This window comes from Caldimonas brevitalea (genome assembly GCF_001017435.1).
GTDB classification, from domain to species: Bacteria; Pseudomonadota; Gammaproteobacteria; order Burkholderiales; family Burkholderiaceae_C; genus Caldimonas; species Caldimonas brevitalea.
The window spans coordinates 1,914,927-1,936,902 of sequence record NZ_CP011371.1 but is presented as its reverse complement, the minus strand read 5'-3'; the positions used below and the strand labels follow the sequence as shown (position 1 = coordinate 1,936,902).

The window sequence follows — 21,976 nt, the reverse complement described above, 5'->3', positions numbered from 1 at the left end:
GCCTCATGCCGCTTTCATCAGTCCCCGCCGTCGGAAGGGTCCGGCATCCGATGGTGCCAGTAACGGCGCCGCAGGTCACGCTCGCACTCGCCGCGGCCCGCGGTCCAGCGGTAGGCACCGCAGGCCGGGCTGGTCACCAGCGCGATGCCGCGCACCTGGTAGCGCGCCAGCACGGAGGGCGCCGGATGCCCGAAGCGGTTGCGGTATCCGGCCTGGAACACCGCCACCGACGGCCGCACCGCGTCGAGGAAGTCGGAGGTGCTCGAGGTCTTGCTGCCATGGTGAGGTGCCAGCAGCAGGTCGGCGGCCAGGGCGGTGCCGGCCTGGCTCACAAGGCGCGCCTCCTCACCACGCTCGATGTCGCCCGCCAGCAACGCGCTGTGGCGGCCGTTGCTGACCTTCAGCACGCACGAGACCTGGTTGGGCCGCAGCGGCGGGGCCGCTTGGTCGGACGCAGGGTGCAGCACGTCGAAGCGCACACCGTCCCAGCGCCAGGACTGCCCGGCGTGGCAGGGTGTGTGCCGCGCCACGCGCTGCCGCAGGGGGTGCGCCGCGTCGATCGAACTCGACACCTGCACGTCGGGATGCGCGTCCAGCACGGCGAGCGCGCCGCCGACGTGATCGGTGTCCTGGTGCGACAGCACCAGCCGGTCCGGCTGCCGGTCGCCCAGCGCCTGCAACACTGGCAGCAGCACCCGCTCGCCCGCGTCGCTTTCGCTCGAATAGCTGGGGCCGGTGTCGTACAGCAGGGTGTGGCGTGCGGTGCGCACCACCACCGCGCCGCCTTGCCCGACATCGAGCGCGATCACTTCAAAAGCACCCGTGGCCGGGCGCACGACGGCGGGCCACAGCAGCGGCGCGAGCATCGGCAGCCCCAGCAGGCGCAGCTGCCACGGCAAGGGCAGCACCAATACGCAAGCGCCCGCCAGGCCCGCGGCGCTGACCCATCCAGGGACGGCGGCGGTCGACCACACGGCGCCCGGCCACTGCGCCATCACGGCCAGCACCTCGCACAGCTCGCCCAGCACCCAGCCCGCGGCGGTCCACAGGGGCGGCCACAACACCCCGAGCAGGGCCAGCGGCGTCACCAGCAGCGTGACGCAGGGGATGGCCAGCAGGTTGGCGACCAGGCCCACCACCGACAGCTGCCGGAAGAACAGCAGCGTGAGCGGCGCCAGCCCGACCGTCGCGACCAGTTGGGTGCGCACACCGCCCGCCGCCCAGCGCCGCACGGCGCGCAACGCGAGCGCGAGGCGCGCCCCGGCCGGCGGCGGCGCGAGGGGGCGGCCGGCGTCGCCGGTCGCCAACAACAGACCGACCGCCGCGAACGACAGCCAGAACCCGGGCTGCAGCAGCGCCCACGGGTCGAACAGCGTCACCGGCACGGCCGACCACAGCAGCACCAGCGGCCAGGGCCAGCGGCGCCCGGACGCGGCGATCAGCTGTGCAGCCGCCAGCATGCAGATGGTGCGCTGCGCCGGCAGACCCCATCCGGCGAACAGTGCATAGGCGGTCGCCGCCGCCAACCCGCCCCAGCGGGCCGCGACGGGCGCGGGCACGCGCAGCAAGCCCGCCGGCCAGCAGCGCCAGGCCCGGCCCAGGGCCTGTACCGCGAGCCAGGCGAACAGGGTCACGTGCAAGCCACTGATGGCCATCAGGTGGGCCACGCCGGTGACGCGGAACACCTCCCAGTCTTCCTGTGCGATCGACGCCTGGTCGCCGACCACCAGCGCGGCCAGCACGCCCGCAAGGCGCGCGTCGGGCACTTGCCGCTCAATCGCGTCACGCACGCGCTGCCGTCCCTGCTGCAACAGCGAGCCGGCCCGCTCGTCGAGCAGGGCCGCCCGGGCAGCGCCCTTGCCGGTGCGCACGTAGCCGGTGGCGCCCAGGCCCTGCTCGAACAGCCACAGCTCATAGTCGAAGCCCTGCGGGTTTTGCAGGCCGTGCGGCTGCTTCAGCCGCACCGACAAGCGCCAACGCTGTCCGGCCCGGGGCAACTCGGGTGCGTCGGACGCTGGGCGACTCGCGTCGCTGGCGCTGTCATCGGCGCCGCTGCCGGGCCAGCGCGCGCTGTACCACGACAGCAGCACCGCGCGCGGCAAACGCACCGGCCGTCCCTCGTGGGTGGCTCCCTCCGGTTCGAAGCGCATGCGCAGGCCCCCGGGCGTGCGCTGCGGCAGGCTTGCGACGAGGCCGGTCACAACCAGGTCAACGCCTTCCAGTGCGTGCGGCAGCCGGTCGGCCAGTCGCACACCACCTTGCAGGCCGGCCCAGGCCCAGCCGCAGGCCAACGCCGCCACGACCGCCGCGACGTGCGGCCAGCGCCGACGTGATGGCACGCAGCTGGCGCATCCAAGCACGGCGACGCCCACGTAGAGCCACCACGGCCACAACCCGCGCTGTTGCAGTTGCCCGAACACGCCGAGCAGGCCGGCCGCCGGCAGCAGCCAGACGAACATCGGACCGGTCGCGCCGGCATGCCGGTGGGCCCCGCCATGCGCGCACCCGCCCCCCTGGACGTCCGTCTGCCCGTGCTCCTGCACCCTCGCCTCCCTGCGGCTCTGTTTGTCGCGCGAGTGTAGGGCGAGGTGCGCCGCGGCCGGATATCCGCCGACGGCGCACGCGCAGCACGTCGGCGCTGCTCGCGAACGGGCGGCGAGTGTAGGATGGCCGCCTCGTCACCAAGGAAGATCTGCACCATGTCCGTCTACGACCGGCTCAAAGCGCTTGCCATCGAACTGCCGCCTGTGGCGACGCCCGTCGCGGCGTACGTGCCCTATGTGATCAGCGGCTCGCTGGTGTTCACCTCCGGGCACATTGCCAAGCGCGAGGGCAAGCCGTGGGTGGGCCAACTCGGCAAAGACCTTTCGACCGCTGACGGCAAGGCCGCCGCGCGCGCCGTCGCGATCGATTTGATGGGCACCTTGCAGGCGGCCGTGGGCGACCTGAACCGCGTCAAGCGCATCGTCAAGCTGTTGAGCCTGGTCAACAGCACCGGCGACTACACCGAGCAGCACCTGGTCACCAACGGTGCGTCGGAGCTGTTCGCCGAAGTCTTCGGTGACAAGGGCGCACATGCCCGCAGCGCCTTCGGCGTGGCGCAAGTCCCGCTGGGGGCCTGTGTCGAGATCGACCTGATCGCCGAGATCGAATAACCCACCCTGACCGGTCCTGTCCGCGGAGCCCCGTCTTGCGCCCTACTGCCTCTCGCCTGCTCGGCTTCACCTGCCTGGCCAGCCTTGCCGCGGTGGCCGCGGCGCTCGTGTCCCAATACCAGTTCGGCATGGCCCCGTGCCCCTGGTGCATCTTGCAGCGGGTCATCTTTGTGCTGATGGCCCTGCTGGCGGGCCTCGCATGGGCCGTCAAGGCGCCGGCACTGCGCCGAGTGCTGGCCGGGCTGACCGCACTGGCGGCCGGCAGCGGCATCGCCGCTGCGGTCTACCAGCACACGGTGGCGTCGCAGTCGTTTTCATGCAGCCTGACGCTGGCCGACAAGATCATCCAGGCACTCAAGCTCGAACAAGCCCTGCCCTTCGTGTTCCGCGTCAAGGCGTCTTGCGCCGATGCGGCCGTGACCTTGCTGGGCCTGCCCTACGAATACTGGAGCCTCGGCCTGTACGCCTTGCTGCTGCTCGCCTGCGGGGTCGTGGTGGTGCGCCCGCGGCCTTGAACCCGCGGCCTGCGTCAGCGTGGTAGCCCTACGCCGCAGGAGGACACGGCCGGCCGCCATGGCCACCCCACCGCTAAGCTGAGCCAGGGGCCCGCATCCCGCGGTCCCCGTTCGCCACAGCAGCGCGGAGGAAATAACTCATGGTTCCCTGGCACACGTTCTGGACCCGTTCGATGCACATCGGCAACGGCGCCCCCGAAGTCATCTCGCGCCGGCTTCAGCTGATGGCTGCGCCGTGGCCCTGGCCCGCCACCACGGTGCTGGAGTCGCAGCGGATGGTGTGGGAGAAGATGCTGGCCGGCAGCCAGGCCTGGTGGAGCACCTGGTTCGCGCTGTGGCCGACGCTGCTGCAGCCCTGGTCGGCCACGACATGGCGCCCCAACCAGCGCCACACCACACAGTGGGTGCGCACCGCCAACCAGGCGCTGCTGCCCTACAGCAGCACCGTCAACGCCAACGTGAAGCGTTTGCGCCGGGTGCGCTGAGGTCCGGGGCGCCGCCCCCGGTCAGCTATCGCCGGCGAGGACACGCTGCGGTTTCATGCCCAGGTCTGCGGCCTTGCCCTTGCGGGCCCGCTTGCCGACATAAGGGGTCAGCGCGGCGCCCTTGACCTGCTCGTCGCGCGCCTTGCCGCCCCGGCCGGTGCCGAGCACCCGCAGCGCGACGCCGAAAGCGGCCACCGACACCAGCGGGTCCTTCTCGTCCACCTCCATCAGCGTCAGCCCGCGGCCGCCGTTGGGCTGCAGCTTGAGTTCGTCGAGCGCGAACACCAGCAATCGGCCCAGCATCGACAAACAGGCCACCTTCGATGCGGCGCCCACCGGGCTGGGCGGCAGCAGCTTGCCGTCTTCCTCCAGCGTCAAAAAGCTCTTGCCGCCTTTTTGGCGCGACATCATGTCGCCCATCTTGGCCATCAGCCCGTAGCCGGCCGTGCTGGCGAGCAGCAGCACCGTGTCGGGCGGGCCGGCGTAATAGTGGGCCGGGTGCGAACCGGCTTCCAGCTCGATCATGGTCGTGACCGGCTGGCCGTCGCCGCGCGCGCCTGGCAACGACGCGACCGGCACGGTGTAGACGCGCCCGTTGCTGCCGAACACCAGCAGCGTGTCGACCGTGCGGCACTCGAAGGTGCCATAGAGGCCGTCGCCGGTCTTGAAGGCAAAACTGGCGGCGTCGTGCCCATGCCCCTGCCGCGAGCGCACCCAGCCCTTCTGGCTGACCACCACGGTGATCGGCTCGTCGCTGACCCGCACCTCGGCCACCGCGCGCTTGTCTTCCTGGATCAGCGTGCGGCGCTCGTCGCCGAACTGCTTGGCGTCGGCTTCGATTTCCTTGACCACCGTGCGGCGCAGGCTGGCCGGGCTGTTGAGGATGTCTTCCAGCTTGGCCTGCTCGGTGCGCAGCTCTTTGAGCTCCTGCTCGATCTTGATGGCCTCCAAACGGGCCAGTTGACGCAAGCGGATCTCGAGGATGTCCTCGGCCTGCCGGTCGCTGAGCTTGAACTCGGCCATCAAGGCCTGCTTGGGCTCGTCGGCGTTGCGGATGATGCGGATCACCTTGTCGATGTTCAGCAGCACCAGCTGGCGGCCTTCGAGCACATGGATGCGCTCCAGCACCTTGTCGAGGCGGTAGCGGGTGCGCCGCTGCACGGTCGCGAGGCGGAACGCGATCCACTCGCTGAGCACCTGGCGCAGCGACTTCTGCGTCGGCCGGCCGTCGCCGCCGACCATGGTCATGTTGATCGGCGCCGAGCTTTCCAGGCTGGTGTGGGCCAGCAGCGCGCGCACCAGTTCCTGCTGGCCGATGCGGCTGGTCTTGGGCTCGAACACCAGCCGCACCGGCGCGTCCTTGCTCGACTCGTCGCGTGCCAGGTCGAGCAGGCCCAGCATGGTGGCTTTCAGCTGCTGCTGCTCCGCCGTCAGCGCCTTCTTGCCGGCCTTGACCTTGGGGTTGGTCAGCTCCTCGATTTCTTCCAGCACCTTCTGGCTGCTGGTGCCGGGCGGCAGCTCTGTGACCACCAGCTGCCACTGGCCGCGCGCCAGGTCTTCGATCTTCCAGCGCGCCCGCACCTTCAGGCTACCGCGTCCGCTCGCATAGGCGTCGCGGATGTCGGCGGCACTGCTGATGATCTGGCCACCACCGGGGAAGTCGGGCCCCGGGATGAGCGCCAGCAGTTCGTCGTCGGACAGCTTGTCGTTCTTGATCAGCGCCACCGCGGCGGCGGCCACTTCGCGCAGGTTGTGCGAGGGGATCTCGGTCGCCAGGCCCACCGCGATACCGCTCGCGCCGTTGAGCAGCACGAAAGGCAGGCGTGCCGGCAGCTGCCGCGGCTCCTCGGTCGAGCCGTCGTAGTTCGGCATGAAGTCGACCGTGCCGGCGTCGATTTCATCGAGCAGCAGCCGTGAGATCGGGGCCAGACGCGCCTCGGTGTAGCGCATCGCGGCAGCGCCGTCGCCGTCGCGCGAGCCGAAATTGCCCTGGCCGTCGATCAGCGGATACCGCTGCGAGAAGCCCTGCGCCATCCGCACCAGCGCGTCATAAGCGGCCTGGTCGCCGTGGGGATGGAAGCGACCGAGCACGTCGCCGACCACGCGCGCGCTCTTGACCGGCTTGGCGCCGGCCGCGCCCGTGAACGCCAGGCCCATGCGCGCCATCGAATACAGGATGCGGCGCTGCACCGGCTTTTGCCCGTCGGTCACGTCGGGCAGCGCGCGCCCCTTGACCACCGAAAGCGCGTACTCCAGGTAGGCCCGCTCGGCATAGTGCGCCAGCGTCAGCTCGTCGCCACCGCTGCCGCCGGTGGTGCCATCGAAAAGGTCGATCGTCTCTTGCGTCATCGTGTCTTGTGTCTGTTATCCGGCGGCGGCTTCCAGGCCCGCCTCGCAACGGGCCTCGTATTCATCCTGCAGCACCGACATCACCACCAGCGATTCATAGCCGGCCTCGGTGCGCACACATTCGCGCAGCCGCCCTTCCTCGACAAAACCTTCGCTGTCGTAAAGCGCCTTGGCGCGGGTGTTGTGCAATTTCACGTCGAGCCAGAAGCGGTGCGCGCCCAGGTCTTCGAAGGCGGTCTTCTTGAGCAGCCGCAAACAGGCGCGCCCCAGGCCCTGACCCTTGGCCTGGATCACCATGCGCTTCAACTCGATCGACTTGTGGCGGTTGCGGCAACCGACCAGGATCACGAAGCCGACCGGGGTGAGCCGGTCGCCGGCCTCGACAATGAAGTGCCGGAAGTCGGGGAAGCGCACCGCCGCCTCGTGCTGCGGGCGCTCCCACGGCGTGATGGACGGCAGGTTGTCGGGGTCGGTCTCGACGCTGATGACGAAATCGAGGTCGTCCACCAGGGTCGGCCGCAAACGGACGCGGGCGTTGCCGATCACGTCACACGTCCACTTCGACGGTGTTGGCGTTCAGCTCCATCAGCTCGCGCCGTGACTGCGCCTCGCCCTTGCCCATCAGCTTGTTGATCGACGTCTGGGTGCTGGCGAAGTCGAGCGCGCCGTAGGCCACCTGCAGCAACCGGCGCGTGTCGGGGTTGAGCGTGGTCTCCCACAGCTGCTCGGCGCTCATTTCGCCCAGGCCCTTGAAACGGCTGATGCTCCAGGCGCCCTCGCGGCAGCCTTCCTTGCGCAGCTTGTCGAGCGTGGCGGTCAGCTCACCTTCGTCGAGCGCATAGATCTTGGCGGCCGGCTTCTTGCCGCGCGCCGGTGCGTCGATGCGGAACAGCGGCGGCTTCGCCACATAGAGATTGCCGCGCTCGATCAGCTTGGGGAAGTGCCGGAAGAACAGCGTCAGCAGCAGCACCTGGATGTGCGAGCCATCGACGTCGGCATCGCTCAGGATGCAGATCTTGCCGTAGCGCAGCCCGCTCAGGTCGGGCTCGTCGTTCGGGCCGTGCGGGTCGACGCCGATCGCGACCGCGATGTCGTGGATCTCGTTGTTGGCGAACAGCCGATCGCGCTCGACCTCCCACGCGTTCAGCACCTTGCCGCGCAGCGGCAGCACCGCCTGGGTCTCCTTGTTGCGGCCCATCTTGGCGCTGCCGCCGGCCGAGTCGCCCTCGACCAGGAACACTTCGTTCATCGACAGGTCGCGGCTCTCGCAATCGGTCAGCTTGCCGGGCAGCACGGCGACGCCCGAGCCCTTTTTCTTCTCGACCTTCTGGCCGGCACGCTGGCGCGCCTGGGCCTGCTTGATCACCAGCTCGGCCAGCTTCTTGCCCTGGTCGACGTGCTGGTTGAGCCACAACTCCAGGCCCGGCTTGACGTAAGTCGCCACCAACCGCAGCGCGTCGCGGCTGTTCAGCCTTTCCTTGGTCTGGCCCTGGAACTGCGGGTCGAGCACCTTGGCGGACAACACGAAGTTGGCGCGCGAGAACACGTCCTCGGGCATCAGCTTGACGCCCTTGGGCAGCAGCGAATGCAGCTCGATGAAACTCTTGATGGCGCCGAACAACCCGTCCTTCAGCCCGGCCTCGTGGGTGCCGCCGGCCACCGTCGGAATCAGGTTGACGTAGCTCTCGCGCATCGGCGTGCCTTCTTCGGTGAAGGCCACACACCAGGCGGCGCCCTCGCCTTCGGCGAAGTTTTCGGTCTCGCCATCCTCGGCATAACGCTCGCCTTCGAACAGCGAGATCACCGGGTCGGCCGGCAGCGTCTGCAGCAGGTAGTCGCGCAGGCCGCCCTGGTAGAGCCAGGTCTGCGTCTCGCCGCTCTTTTCGTAGGTCAGCGTGACGTTGACGCCGGGCATCAGCACCGCCTTGCTGCGCAGCAGGTGCACCAGCTCGTTCTTGGGCAGCTCGGCGCTCTCGAAATACTTCGCGTCGGGCCACACCCGCACCGAGGTGCCGCTCTTGCGCTCGCCGGCCGCCGCCTTGCGCTTCTTGAGCGGCTCGATCACGTCGCCGCCGCTGAAGGTCAGGTTGGCCGCCTGGCCGTCGCGCCAGACCGCCACTTCGAGCCGTTTGGCCAGCGCGTTGGTGACACTCACGCCAACCCCGTGCAGGCCGCCCGAGAAGCTGTAGGCGCCGCCCCGGCCCTTGTCGAACTTGCCGCCGGCGTGCAGCCGTGTGAACACGATCTCGACCACCGGCACCTTTTCTTCCGGGTGCAGGCCGAAAGGAATCCCGCGGCCGTCGTCTTCCACGCTGACCGAGCCGTCGGTGTGCAGCGTGACCGCGATGCGCTTGCCGAAACCGGCCAGGGCCTCGTCGGCCGCGTTGTCGATCACTTCCTGCACGATGTGCAACGGGTTGTCGGTGCGCGTGTACATCCCCGGCCGCTGCTTGACCGGCTCCAGGCCCTTGAGGACGCGGATCGACGCTTCGCCGTAGGCGGCGTCGGGTTTGGAACTGCTGGGTTTTGTCGCCATGGCGGCGCATTCTAGGACGTGCCGGGCGCCGAATAGCCCTGGTCGGCGCGGCCCCGGCGCGCCGGGGAGCGGACGCCGGTGGGCGGCGCGCAGCAACTTTCCCCGGCATTCGTTACAGTTGGCGCACGATGAAGACCCCCGCCACCGCCCCCCGACTCTCCATGGCCCAGGTGCTGATCTGCGGCGCGATGATCGTCACCCTGTCGATGGGCATCCGCCACGGCTTCGGCTTATGGCTGCAGCCGATCACGATGGAGCGCGGCTGGACGCGCGAAACCTTCGCCTTCGCGATCGCGGTGCAAAACCTGGTGTGGGGCCTGGCCGGCCCCTTCGCCGGCATGCTGGCCGACCGTTTCGGCGCCTTTCGGGTGCTGCTGGCCGGCTCGCTGCTGTACGCCCTGGGCCTGGTGCTGATGGCGCTGTCGACCTCCGGCCTGGCCTTCACCGGCAGCGCCGGCGTGCTGCTCGGGATGGCGCAGGCCGGCAGCACCTACGCGGTGGTGTATGGCGTGATCGGGCGCAACGTGGCGCCCGAAAAGCGGTCGTGGGCGATGGGTGTGGCGGCGGCCGCCGGCTCGTTCGGCCAGTTCCTGATGGTACCGGTCGAAAACTGGCTGATCGGCGGGCTGGGCTGGCAGAACGCGTTGTTCGTGCTTGGCTGTCTGGCGCTCGCCATCATGCCGCTCGCGTTCGGCCTGAAGGAGCCGAAGGCGGCCGGCACGAGTGCGTCGAGCCAGAGCATCGGCCAGGCGGTGCGCGAAGCCTTCAGCTACCCCAGCTTCCGGCTGCTGATGGCCGGCTACTTCGTCTGCGGCTTCCAGGTGGTGTTCATCGGCGTGCACATGCCCAGCTACCTGCGCGACCACGGGCTGCCACCGCAAGTGGCCACCTATGCGCTGGCGCTGATCGGCTTGTTCAATGTGTTCGGCACCTATGCGGCCGGCAGCCTCGGTCAGCGGCTGCCCAAGCGTTACATCCTGTCGGCCATCTATCTGTTGCGCTCCGTCGCGATCGTGACCTTTCTGGCCCTGCCGCTGACGCCGATGAGCGTCTACGTGTTCTCGGCCGTGATGGGCGTGTTGTGGCTGTCGACGGTGCCCCCCACCAATGCCGTGGTGGCCCAGATCTTCGGTGTGCAGTACCTGTCGATGCTGGGCGGTTTCGTGTTCCTGTCGCACCAGGTGGGCTCCTTCCTGGGCGTGTGGCTGGGCGGCAAGCTCTACGACACCACCGGCAGCTACGACGTGGTGTGGTGGATCGCGGTGGCGCTGGGCGTCGCCGCCGCACTCGTCAACCTGCCGGTGCGCGAAGGCGCCATCGCCCGCCCGGCGCCTGCTGCAGCTTGAGATCGCGATGCACACCTCGCCCCGCCCCAGCCGCTCGTTCCGATGGCGCCGGCCGCTCGCGTGGGCGGCCGTGCTGGCGGCGCTGCTGCTGGTGTTCAGCTGGTATCTGCAGCCTTCGCTGATGGTGCAACTGGCCAACCAGCTGTGGAACTGCTTTTGAACTGGAACAGCCGGGAGCGGCCAGCATGACCGCGTGCAACCCGCACGGCACCCCGGCCGCCTCACCCTGGGTGCAGCGCTGGTCGCACCTGGTGGCGCCGGGCGCCACGGTGCTGGATGTGGCCTGCGGTTCGGGCCGCCACACCCGCTGGTTCGCATCGCGCGGCTGCCGCGTCACCGGGGTGGACCGCGACGCCCACGCCGTGGCGCCGCTGCGCGAACTCGCCGAGATCGTCGTGGCCGACATCGAGGCCGGCCCCTGGCCGCTGCCGGGCCGCCGGTTCGACCTGGTCGTGGTGACCCACTACCTGTGGCGCCCGCTGCTGCCGACGCTGCTCGACAGCGTCGCGCCGGGCGGGCTGCTGATCTACGAAACCTTTGCCAGCGGCAACGAAACCGTCGGCCGGCCCGCCAACCCCGATTTCCTGTTACGCCCGGGCGAGTTGCTGGAGGTGTGCCGCGACACGTTGCGGGTGCTGGGTTATGAAGACGGCTACCTCGCCGCACCGCCGCGTTTCGTGCAACGTATCACCGCCGTGCGCGAGCACCAGCGCGGCCTGGCGGGCCGCTACCCGCTGACGCAAGAGCCCGGCCCTGCCCATGGCTAAAATCGCCGGATTCTGAGGAACACTCCCATGACCCCGATTGTTGGCAGCATCGTCGCCCTGGTGACCCCGATGCACGAAGACGGCAGCGTGGACTTCGACACGCTGCGCAAACTCATCGACTGGCATATCGCCGAAGGCACCGACTGCATCGGTGTGGTCGGCACCACTGGTGAATCGCCGACCGTCACGGTCGAAGAACAGGCCGAGGTGATCCGCGTCGCGGTCGAACATGCGAAGGGCCGGGTGCCCATCATGGCCGGCGCCGGCGCCAATTCGACGCGCGAAGCCATCGAGCTGTCGAAGTTCGCGAAGCAGCTGGGGGCCGACTGCACGCTGCAAGTCGTGCCCTACTACAACAAGCCCACCCAGGAAGGCATCTACCAGCATTTCAAGGCCATCGCCGAGGCGGTGGACGTGCCGGTGGTGCTGTACAACGTGCCCGGCCGTACGGTGGCGGACATGCAGCACGACACGGTGCTGCGGCTGGCCCAGATCCCCAACATCGTCGGCATCAAGGAAGCCACCGGCAACCTCGACCGTGCCGCCTGGCTGATCAAGGAGGCGCCGGCGGGCTTCTCGGTGTATTCCGGTGACGACCCCACCGCGGTCGCGCTGATGCTGCTCGGCGGTCACGGTAACGTCAGCGTGACGGCCAACGTCGCGCCCAAGGCCATGCACGAACTGTGCGCCGCCGCCATTGCCGGCGACGGCAAGCGCGCCGCCGCCATCCATCTGCGCCTGCTGGCGCTGCACAAGCTGCTGTTCGTCGAACCCAACCCGATACCCGTCAAATGGGCGCTGGCCCGCATGGGCAAGGCCGGCCCCACGCTGCGCCTGCCGATGGTGCCGCTGTCGTCGCCCCATCACGCTGCGCTGGAACAAGCGCTGCGCGAAGCGGATCTCATCTGAGCACGCCCTGCGGCCTGCGCCCGGCAAGTCCCGCACCAGCGGGCCTTGCAGCCCCGGCCCCCTTGCGTGCCGAGCACCCGAAACGGAGATTTATTTCAGTGAATGCGCCCTTGAATCGGCCTGTCGTGACCACGATGCGCCTCGCCGTCGCCCTCGCCGTCGGTGCCCTCGCCGGTTGCTCCTCGGTCAATTCCGTGCTGGAGGGCGACAAGGTCGACTACCGCACCAGCGGCTCCAAGTCGGCGAAGCTCGAGGTGCCGCCGGACCTGTCGCAGCTGAGCAACGACCCGCGCTACCAGATGCCGGCGCCCAGCGTCAGCGCCACCGAATACCAGGCCAGCGTGCCGACCACCACGGCCACCACCGCGCAGCCCGGTGGCCCCGTGGCACCGGCAGCGGTGGGCGACCTGCGCATCGAACGCGCCGGCAACCAGCGCTGGCTGGTGGTCAGCAACCAGGCCCCCGAACAACTGTGGCCGCAGCTGAAGGCCTTCTGGCAGGAAGCCGGCTTCAACCTCACGACCGATTCGCCGCAGACCGGCGTGCTCGAGACCGACTGGGGCGAAAACCGTGCCAAGCTGCCGCAGGACATCATCCGGCGCACCCTCGGCAAGGTGCTCGACTCGGTCTACTCGACCGGTGAGCTGGACCGCTTCCGCACCCGTGTCGAGCGCAGCGGCAATGGCAGCGAGATCTACATCAGCCACCGCGGCATGGTCGAGGTCTACGCCAACCAGCAGCAGGACCAGACCCGCTGGCAGCCGCGCGAGGCCGACGTCGAGCTCGAGGCGCAGATGCTGAGCCGCTTGATGGTCAAGCTCGGTGTCAAGCCTGAACAGGCGCAGGCCCAGGTGGCGAGCACTCCGCCGGCGCCGGCCCGCGCGCGACTGGTCACCGGGCCCACCGGCCAGGCGGTGCAACTCGACGACGGCTTCGACCGCGCCTGGCGCCGGGTCGGTCTGTCGCTGGACCGCAGCGGCTTCACCGTCGAAGATCGCGACCGCGCCCAGGGTCTTTATTTCGTCCGCTTCGTGGCCGCGTCGGCCGACAAGGACCGGCGCGAACCCGGCCTGTTGAGCCGCTGGTTCGGCGGCGACTCGAAAGACCAGTCGCCGGCCCGCTATCGTGTCGCGGTGAAGGGCGAGAACGAGCAGCGCAGCGTGGTCTCGGTGCTCGACGCACAAGGTGCTCCGGCCGCCGGCGCGACGGGCGAGCGCATCCTCAAGCTGCTGGCCGAAGACCTGAAGTAAGCCGCCCCTGCCGCCGCCGAGACCTCGATGATCCGCTTTTGCAGCCTCGGCAGCGGCAGCACCGGCAACGCCACGCTGGTGGAGGCGCGTGCCGGCGGCACCACGGTGCGGGTGCTGATCGATTGCGGCTTTTCACTGAAGCAGCTGGAACACCGGCTGGCGCGCATCGGGCTCAGCTGCGCCGATCTGGACGCCGTGTTCATCACCCATGAGCACAGCGATCATGTCGGCTGCGTCGGCACCCTGGCGCGCCGCCGCGGCGTCCCGATCTGGATGAGCCACGGCACCTGGCAAGCGCTGGGCGAGCCCGACCTGGGCGCGTGGCTGCACCGCGCACACGACGCCGGCACCATCGACATCGGCCCATTGCGCCTGACGCCGTACACCGTGCCGCACGACGCGCGCGAGCCCTTGCAACTGACCTGCAGCGACGGCGACGCCAAGCTGGGCATCTTGACCGACGCGGGCAGTGCCACGCCGCACCTGCTGGCGCAACTGCAGCAGTGCAGCGCGCTGGTGCTCGAATGCAACCACGAGCCGGCGCTGCTGCAAGAGTCGCGCTACCCGGCCTTTCTGAAGGCCCGCATCGCGGGCCGCTACGGCCATTTGGCCAACCACACGGCCGCAGAGATCCTGGGGCAGTGCCGCCACAGCGGCCTGAAGCACGTGGTCGCCGCCCACCTCAGCGAGCAGAACAACACGCCGGAACGGGCCGCCGCCGCGTTGGCCGGCGCCCTCGGCTGTCGTGGCGACGACATCGTCGTGGCCCGTCCCGACAGCGGCTTCTGCTGGCTGGACGCCTGACCCGCCGCGAGCACGACGCAGCCATTCAAACGGCCCTGGCGTCAAGGGCATCCCAGTAACGAAAAAGCCGCCCGAGGGCGGCTTTTTCATCGCTCGAAAGCGTCGCTCACTGCGAAGCAGCGGGGGATGCAGCGTCGGCAGCCGGGGAAGCAGCGTCAGCAGGAGCGGAAGCGGCGTCGGTCGGCGCAGCAGCCGGGGACGCAGCGTCAGCGGGAGCGGGAGCGGTAGCCGTATCGGTAGCCGGTGCCGGAGCAGTGGTTTCCGCGGCGGGAGCCGGCTCTTCCTTCTTGCCGCAAGCAGCCAGGGCCAGGGCAGCAATCACGGAAGCCAACAGAAGCGACTTTTTCATTCCTTATTCCTCAAAAAGTTTCGACCAATCACCGGTAATCTGTCGGAACCCCTCCTCGAATGCTGAGTCCCAACGAAGACTTGGATCGCAACCCGGATGCCACACACCTTGAACCTAGTGTGCGCTCCTCTGCATTTCCATGCCTAACCAAAAATTATATAGGGAAAACCTGCATTCATAGTCCCAGCGTTGTGGCGGGGAAGGCAGGGATGCTTCGTTGCCACACCTCGTCGATATTCTGGGCAACCCGCGTCAGCTCGCCGCGCTCCGTGTCGATAACGCCCCGCCAACGCAGAGGGTCTAATACGCGCACGGCGTGCAGCCCTGGTGCCAGCCAGATGCGAGGGATGGATTCAGGCGACAAATGCTCGATCGCCCGACATTCGACGACGTGGGCCCAATCGGTGCGCCAGCCGACCCAGCGTGGATGTCGACGCACCACCTCGTCATAGTGCAGCGCGAGTACCTTTAGCTTGCGATGTGCATACGCCCAGCGGGTGAGCGCCGCGACCACGCCCCGTTCGCCCAGCGGCCAGTCGGCATAGTCGACATCGCACACGTACAACTCGTTACTACCTTGCTCTGCCGCGAGATCGAATGCCCGTCGCAAGGCGTCCTGAAAGCCAGTGCGCGAGTCGATAAGTGCATACGCAGGATTCGAATTCATCGGCACTCCTATCGTCGGGATCGCAGCGTCCAGAAGCCGCTACAGCGGATGCAGCCAACCGTCGTCGGCCCACTGCTCCAGCAGCGCGCGCGCATCGGGGCTGAGCTGTGCGACCTGCTTTGCGTCGAGCGAGCGCGTATCGGCCAGCGTGCGCATCAGCCGGGCATCGCGGCCCGCTGCACGGTAGGACTCGCCGTTGAAAAATATGTGACGCTCGTCGTACATCATGCGCGAGCGCCGGTCCAGCCGCACGCCGGCCGACAAGTCCTGGCCCTCGCCGACCTCGAACCACACCTGCGGCTTGGGCTCGCTCAGATATTCGCCCAGCGCGCAGGCAAAAGAATCCTCGTCGTGCAGCAGGTCCGCCACCGCGTCGCGGGCGAAGGCGTTGAGCCCGAGCGGGAGTGCCCCGGGGGTGGTGGTGGCGGGCTGGTCCGGGTCGCGATAGAGCACCTCTACAGCGTCTTCATCGAGCGCCTCCAGCATGCGGACCACCACCTCGCGTGCCAGTTCGGCGCGGGACGGTGCGCGGAAGCCCACCGAATAGGTCATGCATTCGCCGTCGGCCACACCGTCATGGGCCCAGCGAGGCGGCAGGTAGAGCATGTCGCCCGGCTCCAGCACCCATTCCTGCTCTGCCACGAAGTTCTCGAGGATTTTCAGCGGCATGCCGGGCAGCAAGGCCGGGTCGGCCAGCCGGCCGATGCGCCAGCGACGGCGGCCCTGCACCTGTAGCAAAAACACGTCGTAGGAATCGAAATGGGGCCCGACGCCGCCAGTGTCGGTGGCGTACGAGATCATCAGGTCGTCGACGCGAGCATCGGGGACGAAGCGGAACTGCTGCAGCAACTCGTGCACCGCCTGCTGGTGCAGGTCCACACCCTGCACCAGCAGGGTCCAACCAGGGCGGGTCAAGGGCGGCAGTGCGCGCCGTGTCAAAGGCCCGCGCTTGAGGCTCCAGCCCTGGTCGCCGCGGGCGATCAAACGCGACTCGACGTCTTCCCGACCGGCCAGTTCGAACAACTCCGCGCGCGACAGCAGCGGCTGCAGGCCGGGCAGCGCCTGACGGATCAGCAAGGGCTTTTTGTGCCAGTGGCGACGCATGAACTGCTCGGGCGTCAGACCCCCGAGCAATGACAGTTTTTGGGTGATGTCCATGGCGGGCATTGTGCGATGATTGCCCGATGTTGATTTCCTCTCCCTGCGTGGTCAGCCTCACCTGGAGGCTAGAAGACACCCTTGGCCACCTGATCGATGAACTGTCCGAGCCGGTCGAATTCTTCTTCGGCGGGGACGACCTGCTGGTCAAGGTCGAAGAAGCCATCGAAGGCCAGCAAACCGGCTTCGAAACCCAGCTCCAGCTCGAACCCGAGCACGCCTTCGGCGACTACGATCCGCAGCTGGTGTTCTTCGAAGAACGCGGCATCTTCCCCGACCATGTCGAGCCCGGCATGCAGTTCGACGGCCCGCCCGAAGGCGCGACCACCCACAACATGCCGCAGGACGCCATCTACACCATCACAGAGGTGTACGAGACCCACGTCGTGCTCGACGGCAACCATCCGCTGGCCGGCATCGCGCTGCGCCTGACCCTGCAGGTGCGCGACGTGCGCCGCGCCACCGAAGAAGAGATCGAGCAGGGGACGGTCGCTCAGCAGGTGGTGACCGTGTTGAACACCGTGCCGCCGGGCTCGCAGGTGCACTGAAGGGTAGCGGTCGCGGGGCCCGCCCGCCGCTGCGGCAAGACCGACGGCTGCGACGACGCGTGCGAGGCCACTAGCCCTTGCCGGTGGAGCCGAAGCCGCCCTCGCCCCGTGCCGAGGCCGAGAAGTCGTCGACGCGTTCGAAGCGGGCTTGCACCACCGGCACGATCACCAGCTGGGCGATGCGTTCCATCGGCGCGATCGTGAACGGCGACGTGCCCCGGTTCCAACAGCTCACCATCAACTGCCCCTGGTAGTCCGAGTCGATCAGGCCGACCAGGTTGCCCAGCACGATGCCGTGCTTGTGGCCCAGGCCCGAGCGGGGCAGGATCAGCGCGGCCAGTCCCGGGTCGGCGATGTGGATCGCCAGGCCCGTCGGGATCAGCTCGGTCTGCCCGGGCTCGAGCACCAGCGGTGCGCTCAGGCACGCGCGCAAATCGAGGCCGGCGCTGCCGGCGGTGGCGTAGGACGGGAGTTGCTCGGCGATACGTTCGTCGAGCACTTTGACGGCGATGGTGGTCATGCGGGGTGATGGGCTGCTTGCAGACGGGCGGCGATGTCGGCCACCAGGAGGCGCGCGAGGCTGAGCTTGTCGGCGGTGCCGCCGTCGGCCGGCAACGCTTGCTGCGTGGTCGCGTCGACGAGCAGCAAGGCGTTGTCGTCGCGCCCGAAGGTGGCGGGCCCGAGGTTGCCGACGATCAGCGGGATGCCCTTGCGCTTGAGCTTGGCGCGCGCGTGCTCGAGCAGGTTCTCGCTTTCGGCGGCGAAACCGACGCAATACGGCTTGGCGCCGCGCAAGGCGGCGACCGCAGCGAGGATGTCCGGGTTCTCGGTCAACTCGAAGGTCGGCGCCTGCTTCTTGCCGTCTTTCTTGATCTTGTGCTCGGCCAAGGTGGCCGGGCGCCAGTCGGCCACCGCGGCGGTGGCGACGAACACGTCGTGACGGGGGGCCAGCGGCAGCACCGTGTCGTGCATCTGCCGCGCGCTGCGCACGTCGATGCGCTGCACACCGCGGGGCGTGGGCAGGCTGACCGGGCCGGCCACCAGCGTGACCTGTGCACCCGCCTCGCGCGCGGCACGCGCCAAGGCGAAGCCCATCTTGCCGCTCGACAGATTGGTGATGCCGCGCACCGGGTCGATGGCCTCGAAGGTCGGGCCGGCCGTGATCAGCAGGGTCTTGCCGGCCAGGCGCTTGGGCTGGAAGGCGGCGACGATGTCCTCGAGCAGTTCCGCCGGCTCCAGCATGCGGCCGTCGCCGACCTCGCCGCACGCCTGGTCGCCGTGGCCAGGGCCGAGCAGCTGCGCGCCGTCGGCCACCACCTGCGCGACATTGCGCTGGGTGGCCGGGTGGGCCCACATCTCCCGGTTCATCGCCGGGGCGATCAGCAAGGGGCAGCGCTGGTCGCCGGCGGTCCAGGGCCGCGCCAGACACATCAGGCTCAGCAAGTCGTCGGCGCGGCCTTGCGCCAGCTTGGCGATGCAGTCGGCACTCGCCGGCGCGATGACGATCGCATCGGCCTCGCGCGACAGGTTGATGTGCGCCATGTTGTTGGGTTCGCGGGCGTCCCACTGGCTCGTCACCACCGGGCGGCCGGACAAGGCCTGCATCGTCACCGGCGTGATGAACTCGGCCGCCGCCTCGGTCATCACCACCTGCACCTCGGCACCGGCCTTGGTCAGCAGCCGCACCAGTTCGGCGCTCTTGTAGCAGGCGATGCCGCCGGACAGGCCGAGCACCAGACGCTTGCCTTGCAGATCGAGAAGTGCGCTCATCGTCGGGGCTCCGCTCTCAGGCCAGCTCACGCGAGGTGATGGTGTATTTGAACCGGTCCGGATCGAGCGGGTCGTAGCGGCCGCCCGCGTTCTCGGCCTGCGGGTACATCAGGAAACCCAGCTTCGGCCCGCCGGAGCCGGGCAGCGCGACGTCGTGCGCCATGTTGTAGCCCAGCCAATTGCCTTCCCAGCCGCCAAACAGCCCGCGGTGCACCGGGGCGACGACGGGGTGGGAGGTGTCCTTGACCCACTGCCCGGTCTCCAACCGCATCACCTTGCCGACATCGGCCGGGTCCATCGCGACCCAGCCGTAGCCCTTCAGGAACACCTCGGCCCGGCAGTGCTGGGCGCTCTTGAGGTTGGCGGGGTTGCCGCCCAGTTCCCGATAGCCGAAGGCGGAGGGCGCGAGGCGGATGCCGTAGACATCGCGCGCCGGGACGCCGACCGCGCGGCACAGCCCGACGAACAAGGCGTTGATGTCGCCGCACTTGCCCCCGAAGTTGCCGGTCTCGAGCATGGACTGGATGTCGCCGACACCGCAGCCGCGCACCGTCGGCTCCCGGTAGGTGGTGTGGACCACCCAGTCGAAGATGCGGCGCACCTTGTCGAGGTCGCGGCGCGCGCCTTGCGTGATCTCGCGCGCGGTCTGCAGCACGATGCCGTCGGTGGGCATCAGCTCGGTCGCCTCGGTCCAGGTGCGCTGCAGCGCCGGGTCGACGCGGGCACCGCTTGCCCGGTCCCAGTCCACCGCCCGGTCGCGCGTGGCGACGCGACTGCGCAGTTCCAGCGCCGGAGCGGGCGTGCCGGCCGCGAACTCCGCGTACAACACCCGGGCGCCATAACGTTGGTCGGAGCGCAATTCGATCTTGGTCGCGTTGCCCTGCCATTCATGGCCCAGCGACCGCTGGTAGGTCTCGTCCAGCGACGGCACCGGCAGCCAGACCCGGGTGAGTCCTTCGGGATTCAGGAGGTCGACCCGTGTCGTCAGCTCGAAGTTGCGCCAGCGCCCCGGCGACGGCGCAAAGCGTCGCTCTTCGGCGCGCAGGGGCATGGCGTGGGCGGCGGCGGCAAGGCCGGCCGCCTGGAGAAAGGCGCGGCGAGAGTAGGTGTTCATCGTGTGGATCGAGATCGGATCGCGGCGTCAGCGCCGTAGGGGCAGGAAACCAAGGGGATTATCGCGGGGCGGCGATCTCAGCGCGGCGCGGCCGCCAGCAGGGGCGCCAGCAAGGTGTCGGCCTTGGCGCCGGTCCAGTCGAGTTCGCCGACCACGGTGGTGTGCGGGCGGCCGTTGCGGTCGATCAGCACCGTGCTGGGGAACACGCGCGGCGTCCATGCGCGCGCGGCGGCACCGTCGCGGTCGAGCAGCACCGGCAGCGCGTCAGGCACCTCGCCGAGCACAGTGTCGAGAAAGCTGCGAATCTTGGCGTCGCCTTCCTGGTAGTTGACCGCCAGCACGGCGAGGCCCTGGGCTGCGCCGCGTTCGGCCAGGCGCAGCAGGCTGGGCATTTCGGCGACGCAGGGCTCGCACCAGCTGGCCCAGAAATTCAGCACCATCACCTTGCCGCGAAATGGCGCCAGCGCGACGGTTCGGCCTTGCAGGTCGCGCAGCGCCAGTGGCGGCGTCGGGCGATCGGCCGGCCAGGGGCGAACCTGCACTTGTGCCGAGGCCGGGCCTGGCACGCCGGCGGTCAGGCCGACGGCGGCGAGCCCGAGGGCGGCGGAGAACTGGCGGCGGGAGGGGGGCATCGCGGCGGACATCAAAGCCTGAGGCGTAGCCCGGGATTATCCGGCGGCGGGGAAGGACGTGCAGCGCAGGGGCCTACGGCCCGGGTAGCACCGTCGAGATGCACGACCTCCACGGCCGCTCGTCATTGCCGGCCCCTTGTACGACGCGCCCGGCAGGACTACAGCAGATCTTCGTCCTCGGGATCGTCCGTACAGGCAGCACAGTAGAAGTAGAACGTCCTGCCGTCTGACAGCACCAGGGAGCCGCGCTGGACGCTATCAATGTGCCAGCGGGCCCGATCGCCGTTCGCGAATTTGAGTGTGCCTTCGGCGTAGCAGCGCGATTGCGTGAGGTCGTGTGAATATCGGCGGAGGTTGATCTGCTTCGCCTTCTCGAAGTAGGTACGAACGTCAACCCACGTCAGCGTGAAGCGGCTGCACGTCTCCGGCGTCTCGTGACTGCTCACGTCGTCTGTCCAGGCGCCGTTGCGCTTGATGTCGACCGCCGTCACGGTCGTCATAGGGTAGACCGGCGGGTTGGGATCGTTCTCGACACGTTTTTCCTGCCCGGCGCCAACGCCCATGCTCAGCGTCATGGCGGCAAGCAGCAGTGGTAGGGCTTTGTTCACCATCTTGCGGTCGAGCCTTCCGTGGGGTTCTTGTAGGAGACGACCGAGTGCCGGAACACCTCCGTCACGGGCACGTTCAATTGCTGTATCAACGCTTGCATCAGCCACCGCAACGAGGCGCTCTGGGCCGGCGTGACCGCCTCGTAGACGCGTTTCGCCGGCGGCACATCGAGTGGCAAGGCACGTCCTACGATCTCGATGCCGATGCTGTCCTCATTGGCCGGGTAGCGCTGCGGCACCTGCTTCTTCATTTCATGGCGGTGCATAGCCGCGATGTTCATCGCGCTAAGCGCCCGTGTTTCCGCCGGCGCACACGTCTGCTCGATCAGGCATCTGGACTTGAGCCGGCCGACGTGCAGTGTTCTCTTGAACAGCGAGGCCGTTTGATAGACCGCGCCGTCCTTGTCGATCAGCAAATGGGCGCCCACTGTCGACGTCCGATACGTGTTCAGCGTGGACTCGGCGGTCCAGCTGTCCGTCTGATGCACGATGATCCCTCGCACCGTGTCCATCGGCCCCTGCTCCAAATGTGGACCGATCGCCAGCTTCACCCGCGGGTCGATGATGTACCCGTGCTCGTTGATGTTCAGCATCCTGCCTCCCTATGGCGTGATGCAGAACACTATCGTTGTTGGCACGAGCCTTTGCCGTGTCGGCTTGTGCCGACGCGTGAGCAGTTGCGTGAATCAAAAGTCGCGACTGGGATCGAGCACCTGACAGCCTCTACAGCCGTTCCCGCCTCATCGCCGTCGATTGGGCCGCACGCTGCGGTCGTAGAACTCCGGCGGCTTCTTGCGCACCCAAGCGATGAAGCTCGCAATCTCGGGATGCCCCCGCAGCGCTTCCCAGCTCGCATACTCGCGCGCCAGTTCCTTCTCGGAGAAGGTCGCGTGGATCTTGCGGTGGCACACCCGGTGCACCAGGGTCTTGTCGCGGCCACCCTCGCTCTTCGGCACCAGGTGGTGCTCGTCTGCGCTCGGGCCCGGCACGATCTCTCTCCCGCACAGCGGGCAC

24 protein-coding genes are annotated in these 21,976 nt (G+C 68.6%); 10 read left to right on the top strand and 14 right to left on the bottom strand.

Features of this window, described 5'->3' with window-relative positions:
• Positions 1-17: 17 nt before the first annotated feature.
• Entirely contained in the window at positions 18-2,459 is a 2,442-nt protein-coding gene (locus AAW51_RS08525) for a DNA internalization-related competence protein ComEC/Rec2 (protein ID WP_047194259.1), read from the bottom strand.
• A 240-nt stretch (positions 2,460-2,699) separates the two neighbouring features.
• Between AAW51_RS08525 and AAW51_RS08520 the strand changes: the two genes are divergently transcribed.
• The 3 genes from AAW51_RS08520 (at position 2,700) to AAW51_RS08510 (ending at position 4,155) form a co-directional block, all read left to right on the top strand.
• Entirely contained in the window at positions 2,700-3,155 is a 456-nt protein-coding gene (locus AAW51_RS08520) for a RidA family protein (protein WP_047194258.1), read from the top strand.
• 35 nt (positions 3,156-3,190) lie between these two features.
• Positions 3,191-3,670 carry a disulfide bond formation protein B gene (locus AAW51_RS08515; protein WP_047194257.1) on the top strand — a complete coding sequence of 160 codons (480 nt, stop codon included), beginning with the start codon at positions 3,191-3,193 and terminating at the stop codon, positions 3,668-3,670.
• A gap of 140 nt (positions 3,671-3,810) precedes the next feature.
• Complete coding sequence (locus tag AAW51_RS08510) at positions 3,811-4,155, top strand: hypothetical protein (RefSeq protein ID WP_047194256.1); 345 nt, start codon at positions 3,811-3,813, stop codon at positions 4,153-4,155.
• 21 nt (positions 4,156-4,176) lie between these two features.
• On the opposite strand, the gene parC is transcribed toward AAW51_RS08510, so the two are convergent.
• The 3 genes from parC to AAW51_RS08495 are packed head-to-tail and all read right to left on the bottom strand — an operon-like array spanning position 4,177 to position 9,040.
• Entirely contained in the window at positions 4,177-6,504 is a 2,328-nt protein-coding gene (gene parC / locus AAW51_RS08505) for a DNA topoisomerase IV subunit A (RefSeq protein WP_047194255.1), read from the bottom strand.
• Between the two features lie 15 nt (positions 6,505-6,519).
• Positions 6,520-7,050: a GNAT family N-acetyltransferase gene (locus AAW51_RS08500; protein WP_047194254.1), complete on the bottom strand. Its 531-nt coding sequence runs from the start codon at positions 7,048-7,050 to the stop codon at positions 6,520-6,522.
• Between the two features lies 1 nt (position 7,051).
• Positions 7,052-9,040, bottom strand: coding sequence for a DNA topoisomerase IV subunit B (locus AAW51_RS08495; protein WP_047194253.1), 1,989 nt, complete (start codon positions 9,038-9,040; stop codon positions 7,052-7,054).
• A gap of 128 nt (positions 9,041-9,168) precedes the next feature.
• Between AAW51_RS08495 and AAW51_RS08490 the strand changes: the two genes are divergently transcribed.
• The 6 genes from AAW51_RS08490 (at position 9,169) to AAW51_RS08470 (ending at position 14,116) form a co-directional block, all read left to right on the top strand.
• Complete coding sequence (locus tag AAW51_RS08490; protein ID WP_047194252.1) at positions 9,169-10,386, top strand: MFS transporter; 1,218 nt, start codon at positions 9,169-9,171, stop codon at positions 10,384-10,386.
• Positions 10,387-10,393: 7 nt separating this feature from the next.
• Entirely contained in the window at positions 10,394-10,546 is a 153-nt protein-coding gene (locus tag AAW51_RS30425; protein ID WP_169787999.1) for a hypothetical protein, read from the top strand.
• A 25-nt stretch (positions 10,547-10,571) separates the two neighbouring features.
• Entirely contained in the window at positions 10,572-11,153 is a 582-nt protein-coding gene (locus tag AAW51_RS08485) for a class I SAM-dependent methyltransferase (protein WP_047194251.1), read from the top strand.
• Positions 11,154-11,180: 27 nt separating this feature from the next.
• Positions 11,181-12,062 (top strand): 4-hydroxy-tetrahydrodipicolinate synthase, encoded by an 882-nt coding sequence (gene dapA, locus AAW51_RS08480; RefSeq protein ID WP_047194250.1) that lies wholly within the window; start codon positions 11,181-11,183, stop codon positions 12,060-12,062.
• 134 nt (positions 12,063-12,196) lie between these two features.
• Positions 12,197-13,312, top strand: coding sequence for an outer membrane protein assembly factor BamC (gene bamC, locus AAW51_RS08475; RefSeq protein ID WP_047194249.1), 1,116 nt, complete (start codon positions 12,197-12,199; stop codon positions 13,310-13,312).
• Positions 13,313-13,339: 27 nt separating this feature from the next.
• A complete protein-coding gene (locus tag AAW51_RS08470; RefSeq protein ID WP_047194248.1) occupies positions 13,340-14,116 on the top strand; it encodes an MBL fold metallo-hydrolase in 777 nt (258 codons plus the stop codon).
• 106 nt (positions 14,117-14,222) lie between these two features.
• Here AAW51_RS08470 and AAW51_RS30420 read toward each other — a convergent pair whose 3' ends face one another.
• The 3 genes from AAW51_RS30420 to AAW51_RS08460 all read right to left on the bottom strand — a co-directional run bounded on the left by AAW51_RS30420 (position 14,223) and on the right by AAW51_RS08460 (position 16,290).
• Positions 14,223-14,465, bottom strand: coding sequence for a hypothetical protein (locus tag AAW51_RS30420; RefSeq protein WP_083438179.1), 243 nt, complete (start codon positions 14,463-14,465; stop codon positions 14,223-14,225).
• A gap of 175 nt (positions 14,466-14,640) precedes the next feature.
• On the bottom strand, positions 14,641-15,132 hold the full coding sequence (locus AAW51_RS08465; RefSeq protein WP_047194247.1) for a hypothetical protein: 492 nt from the start codon (positions 15,130-15,132) through the stop codon (positions 14,641-14,643).
• Between the two features lie 39 nt (positions 15,133-15,171).
• Positions 15,172-16,290: a cupin domain-containing protein gene (locus AAW51_RS08460; RefSeq protein WP_047194246.1), complete on the bottom strand. Its 1,119-nt coding sequence runs from the start codon at positions 16,288-16,290 to the stop codon at positions 15,172-15,174.
• Positions 16,291-16,316: 26 nt separating this feature from the next.
• On the opposite strand from AAW51_RS08460, the gene AAW51_RS08455 reads away from it, so the two are divergent.
• Positions 16,317-16,838 (top strand): FKBP-type peptidyl-prolyl cis-trans isomerase, encoded by a 522-nt coding sequence (locus AAW51_RS08455; RefSeq protein WP_047194245.1) that lies wholly within the window; start codon positions 16,317-16,319, stop codon positions 16,836-16,838.
• Positions 16,839-16,908: 70 nt separating this feature from the next.
• Here AAW51_RS08455 and dut read toward each other — a convergent pair whose 3' ends face one another.
• The 7 genes from dut to AAW51_RS08420 all read right to left on the bottom strand — a co-directional run bounded on the left by dut (position 16,909) and on the right by AAW51_RS08420 (position 21,951).
• Positions 16,909-17,358, bottom strand: coding sequence for a dUTP diphosphatase (gene dut, locus AAW51_RS08450; protein ID WP_047194244.1), 450 nt, complete (start codon positions 17,356-17,358; stop codon positions 16,909-16,911).
• Positions 17,355-18,608, bottom strand: a complete 1,254-nt coding sequence (gene coaBC, locus AAW51_RS08445; protein ID WP_047194243.1) for a bifunctional phosphopantothenoylcysteine decarboxylase/phosphopantothenate--cysteine ligase CoaBC — start codon at positions 18,606-18,608, stop codon at positions 17,355-17,357. The genes dut and coaBC overlap by 4 nt, the downstream gene beginning before the upstream one ends.
• A gap of 16 nt (positions 18,609-18,624) precedes the next feature.
• Complete coding sequence (locus AAW51_RS08440; RefSeq protein ID WP_047194242.1) at positions 18,625-19,722, bottom strand: transglutaminase-like domain-containing protein; 1,098 nt, start codon at positions 19,720-19,722, stop codon at positions 18,625-18,627.
• Positions 19,723-19,799: 77 nt separating this feature from the next.
• Positions 19,800-20,354, bottom strand: coding sequence for a TlpA family protein disulfide reductase (locus AAW51_RS08435; protein WP_047197581.1), 555 nt, complete (start codon positions 20,352-20,354; stop codon positions 19,800-19,802).
• Positions 20,355-20,512: 158 nt separating this feature from the next.
• Positions 20,513-20,965 carry a LolA-like protein gene (locus AAW51_RS08430; protein ID WP_047194241.1) on the bottom strand — a complete coding sequence of 151 codons (453 nt, stop codon included), beginning with the start codon at positions 20,963-20,965 and terminating at the stop codon, positions 20,513-20,515.
• A complete protein-coding gene (locus AAW51_RS08425) occupies positions 20,959-21,555 on the bottom strand; it encodes a peptidoglycan recognition protein family protein (RefSeq protein ID WP_083438178.1) in 597 nt (198 codons plus the stop codon). The genes AAW51_RS08430 and AAW51_RS08425 overlap by 7 nt, the downstream gene beginning before the upstream one ends.
• A gap of 147 nt (positions 21,556-21,702) precedes the next feature.
• Positions 21,703-21,951 (bottom strand): HNH endonuclease family protein, encoded by a 249-nt coding sequence (locus tag AAW51_RS08420; protein WP_238947800.1) that lies wholly within the window; start codon positions 21,949-21,951, stop codon positions 21,703-21,705.
• Positions 21,952-21,976 lie beyond the last annotated feature (25 nt).

What these genes read in the sequence shown, in the direction of transcription:
- AAW51_RS08525 (WP_047194259.1), bottom strand. Translation starts at nt 2,459, where the DNA reads ATGTTCGTCTGGCTGCTGCCGGCGGCCGGCCTGCTCGGCGTGTTCGGG.
- AAW51_RS08520 (WP_047194258.1), top strand. Translation starts at nt 2,700, where the DNA reads ATGTCCGTCTACGACCGGCTCAAAGCGCTTGCCATCGAACTGCCGCCT.
- AAW51_RS08510 (WP_047194256.1), top strand. Translation starts at nt 3,811, where the DNA reads ATGGTTCCCTGGCACACGTTCTGGACCCGTTCGATGCACATCGGCAAC.
- parC (WP_047194255.1), bottom strand. Translation starts at nt 6,504, where the DNA reads ATGACGCAAGAGACGATCGACCTTTTCGATGGCACCACCGGCGGCAGC.
- AAW51_RS08495 (WP_047194253.1), bottom strand. Translation starts at nt 9,040, where the DNA reads ATGGCGACAAAACCCAGCAGTTCCAAACCCGACGCCGCCTACGGCGAA.
- AAW51_RS08490 (WP_047194252.1), top strand. Translation starts at nt 9,169, where the DNA reads ATGAAGACCCCCGCCACCGCCCCCCGACTCTCCATGGCCCAGGTGCTG.
- AAW51_RS30425 (WP_169787999.1), top strand. Translation starts at nt 10,394, where the DNA reads ATGCACACCTCGCCCCGCCCCAGCCGCTCGTTCCGATGGCGCCGGCCG.
- AAW51_RS08485 (WP_047194251.1), top strand. Translation starts at nt 10,572, where the DNA reads ATGACCGCGTGCAACCCGCACGGCACCCCGGCCGCCTCACCCTGGGTG.
- dapA (WP_047194250.1), top strand. Translation starts at nt 11,181, where the DNA reads ATGACCCCGATTGTTGGCAGCATCGTCGCCCTGGTGACCCCGATGCAC.
- bamC (WP_047194249.1), top strand. Translation starts at nt 12,197, where the DNA reads ATGCGCCTCGCCGTCGCCCTCGCCGTCGGTGCCCTCGCCGGTTGCTCC.
- AAW51_RS08470 (WP_047194248.1), top strand. Translation starts at nt 13,340, where the DNA reads ATGATCCGCTTTTGCAGCCTCGGCAGCGGCAGCACCGGCAACGCCACG.
- AAW51_RS30420 (WP_083438179.1), bottom strand. Translation starts at nt 14,465, where the DNA reads ATGAAAAAGTCGCTTCTGTTGGCTTCCGTGATTGCTGCCCTGGCCCTG.
- AAW51_RS08465 (WP_047194247.1), bottom strand. Translation starts at nt 15,132, where the DNA reads ATGAATTCGAATCCTGCGTATGCACTTATCGACTCGCGCACTGGCTTT.
- AAW51_RS08460 (WP_047194246.1), bottom strand. Translation starts at nt 16,290, where the DNA reads ATGGACATCACCCAAAAACTGTCATTGCTCGGGGGTCTGACGCCCGAG.
- AAW51_RS08455 (WP_047194245.1), top strand. Translation starts at nt 16,317, where the DNA reads ATGTTGATTTCCTCTCCCTGCGTGGTCAGCCTCACCTGGAGGCTAGAA.
- dut (WP_047194244.1), bottom strand. Translation starts at nt 17,358, where the DNA reads ATGACCACCATCGCCGTCAAAGTGCTCGACGAACGTATCGCCGAGCAA.
- coaBC (WP_047194243.1), bottom strand. Translation starts at nt 18,608, where the DNA reads ATGAGCGCACTTCTCGATCTGCAAGGCAAGCGTCTGGTGCTCGGCCTG.
- AAW51_RS08440 (WP_047194242.1), bottom strand. Translation starts at nt 19,722, where the DNA reads ATGAACACCTACTCTCGCCGCGCCTTTCTCCAGGCGGCCGGCCTTGCC.
- AAW51_RS08435 (WP_047197581.1), bottom strand. Translation starts at nt 20,354, where the DNA reads ATGCCCCCCTCCCGCCGCCAGTTCTCCGCCGCCCTCGGGCTCGCCGCC.
- AAW51_RS08430 (WP_047194241.1), bottom strand. Translation starts at nt 20,965, where the DNA reads ATGGTGAACAAAGCCCTACCACTGCTGCTTGCCGCCATGACGCTGAGC.
- AAW51_RS08425 (WP_083438178.1), bottom strand. Translation starts at nt 21,555, where the DNA reads ATGCTGAACATCAACGAGCACGGGTACATCATCGACCCGCGGGTGAAG.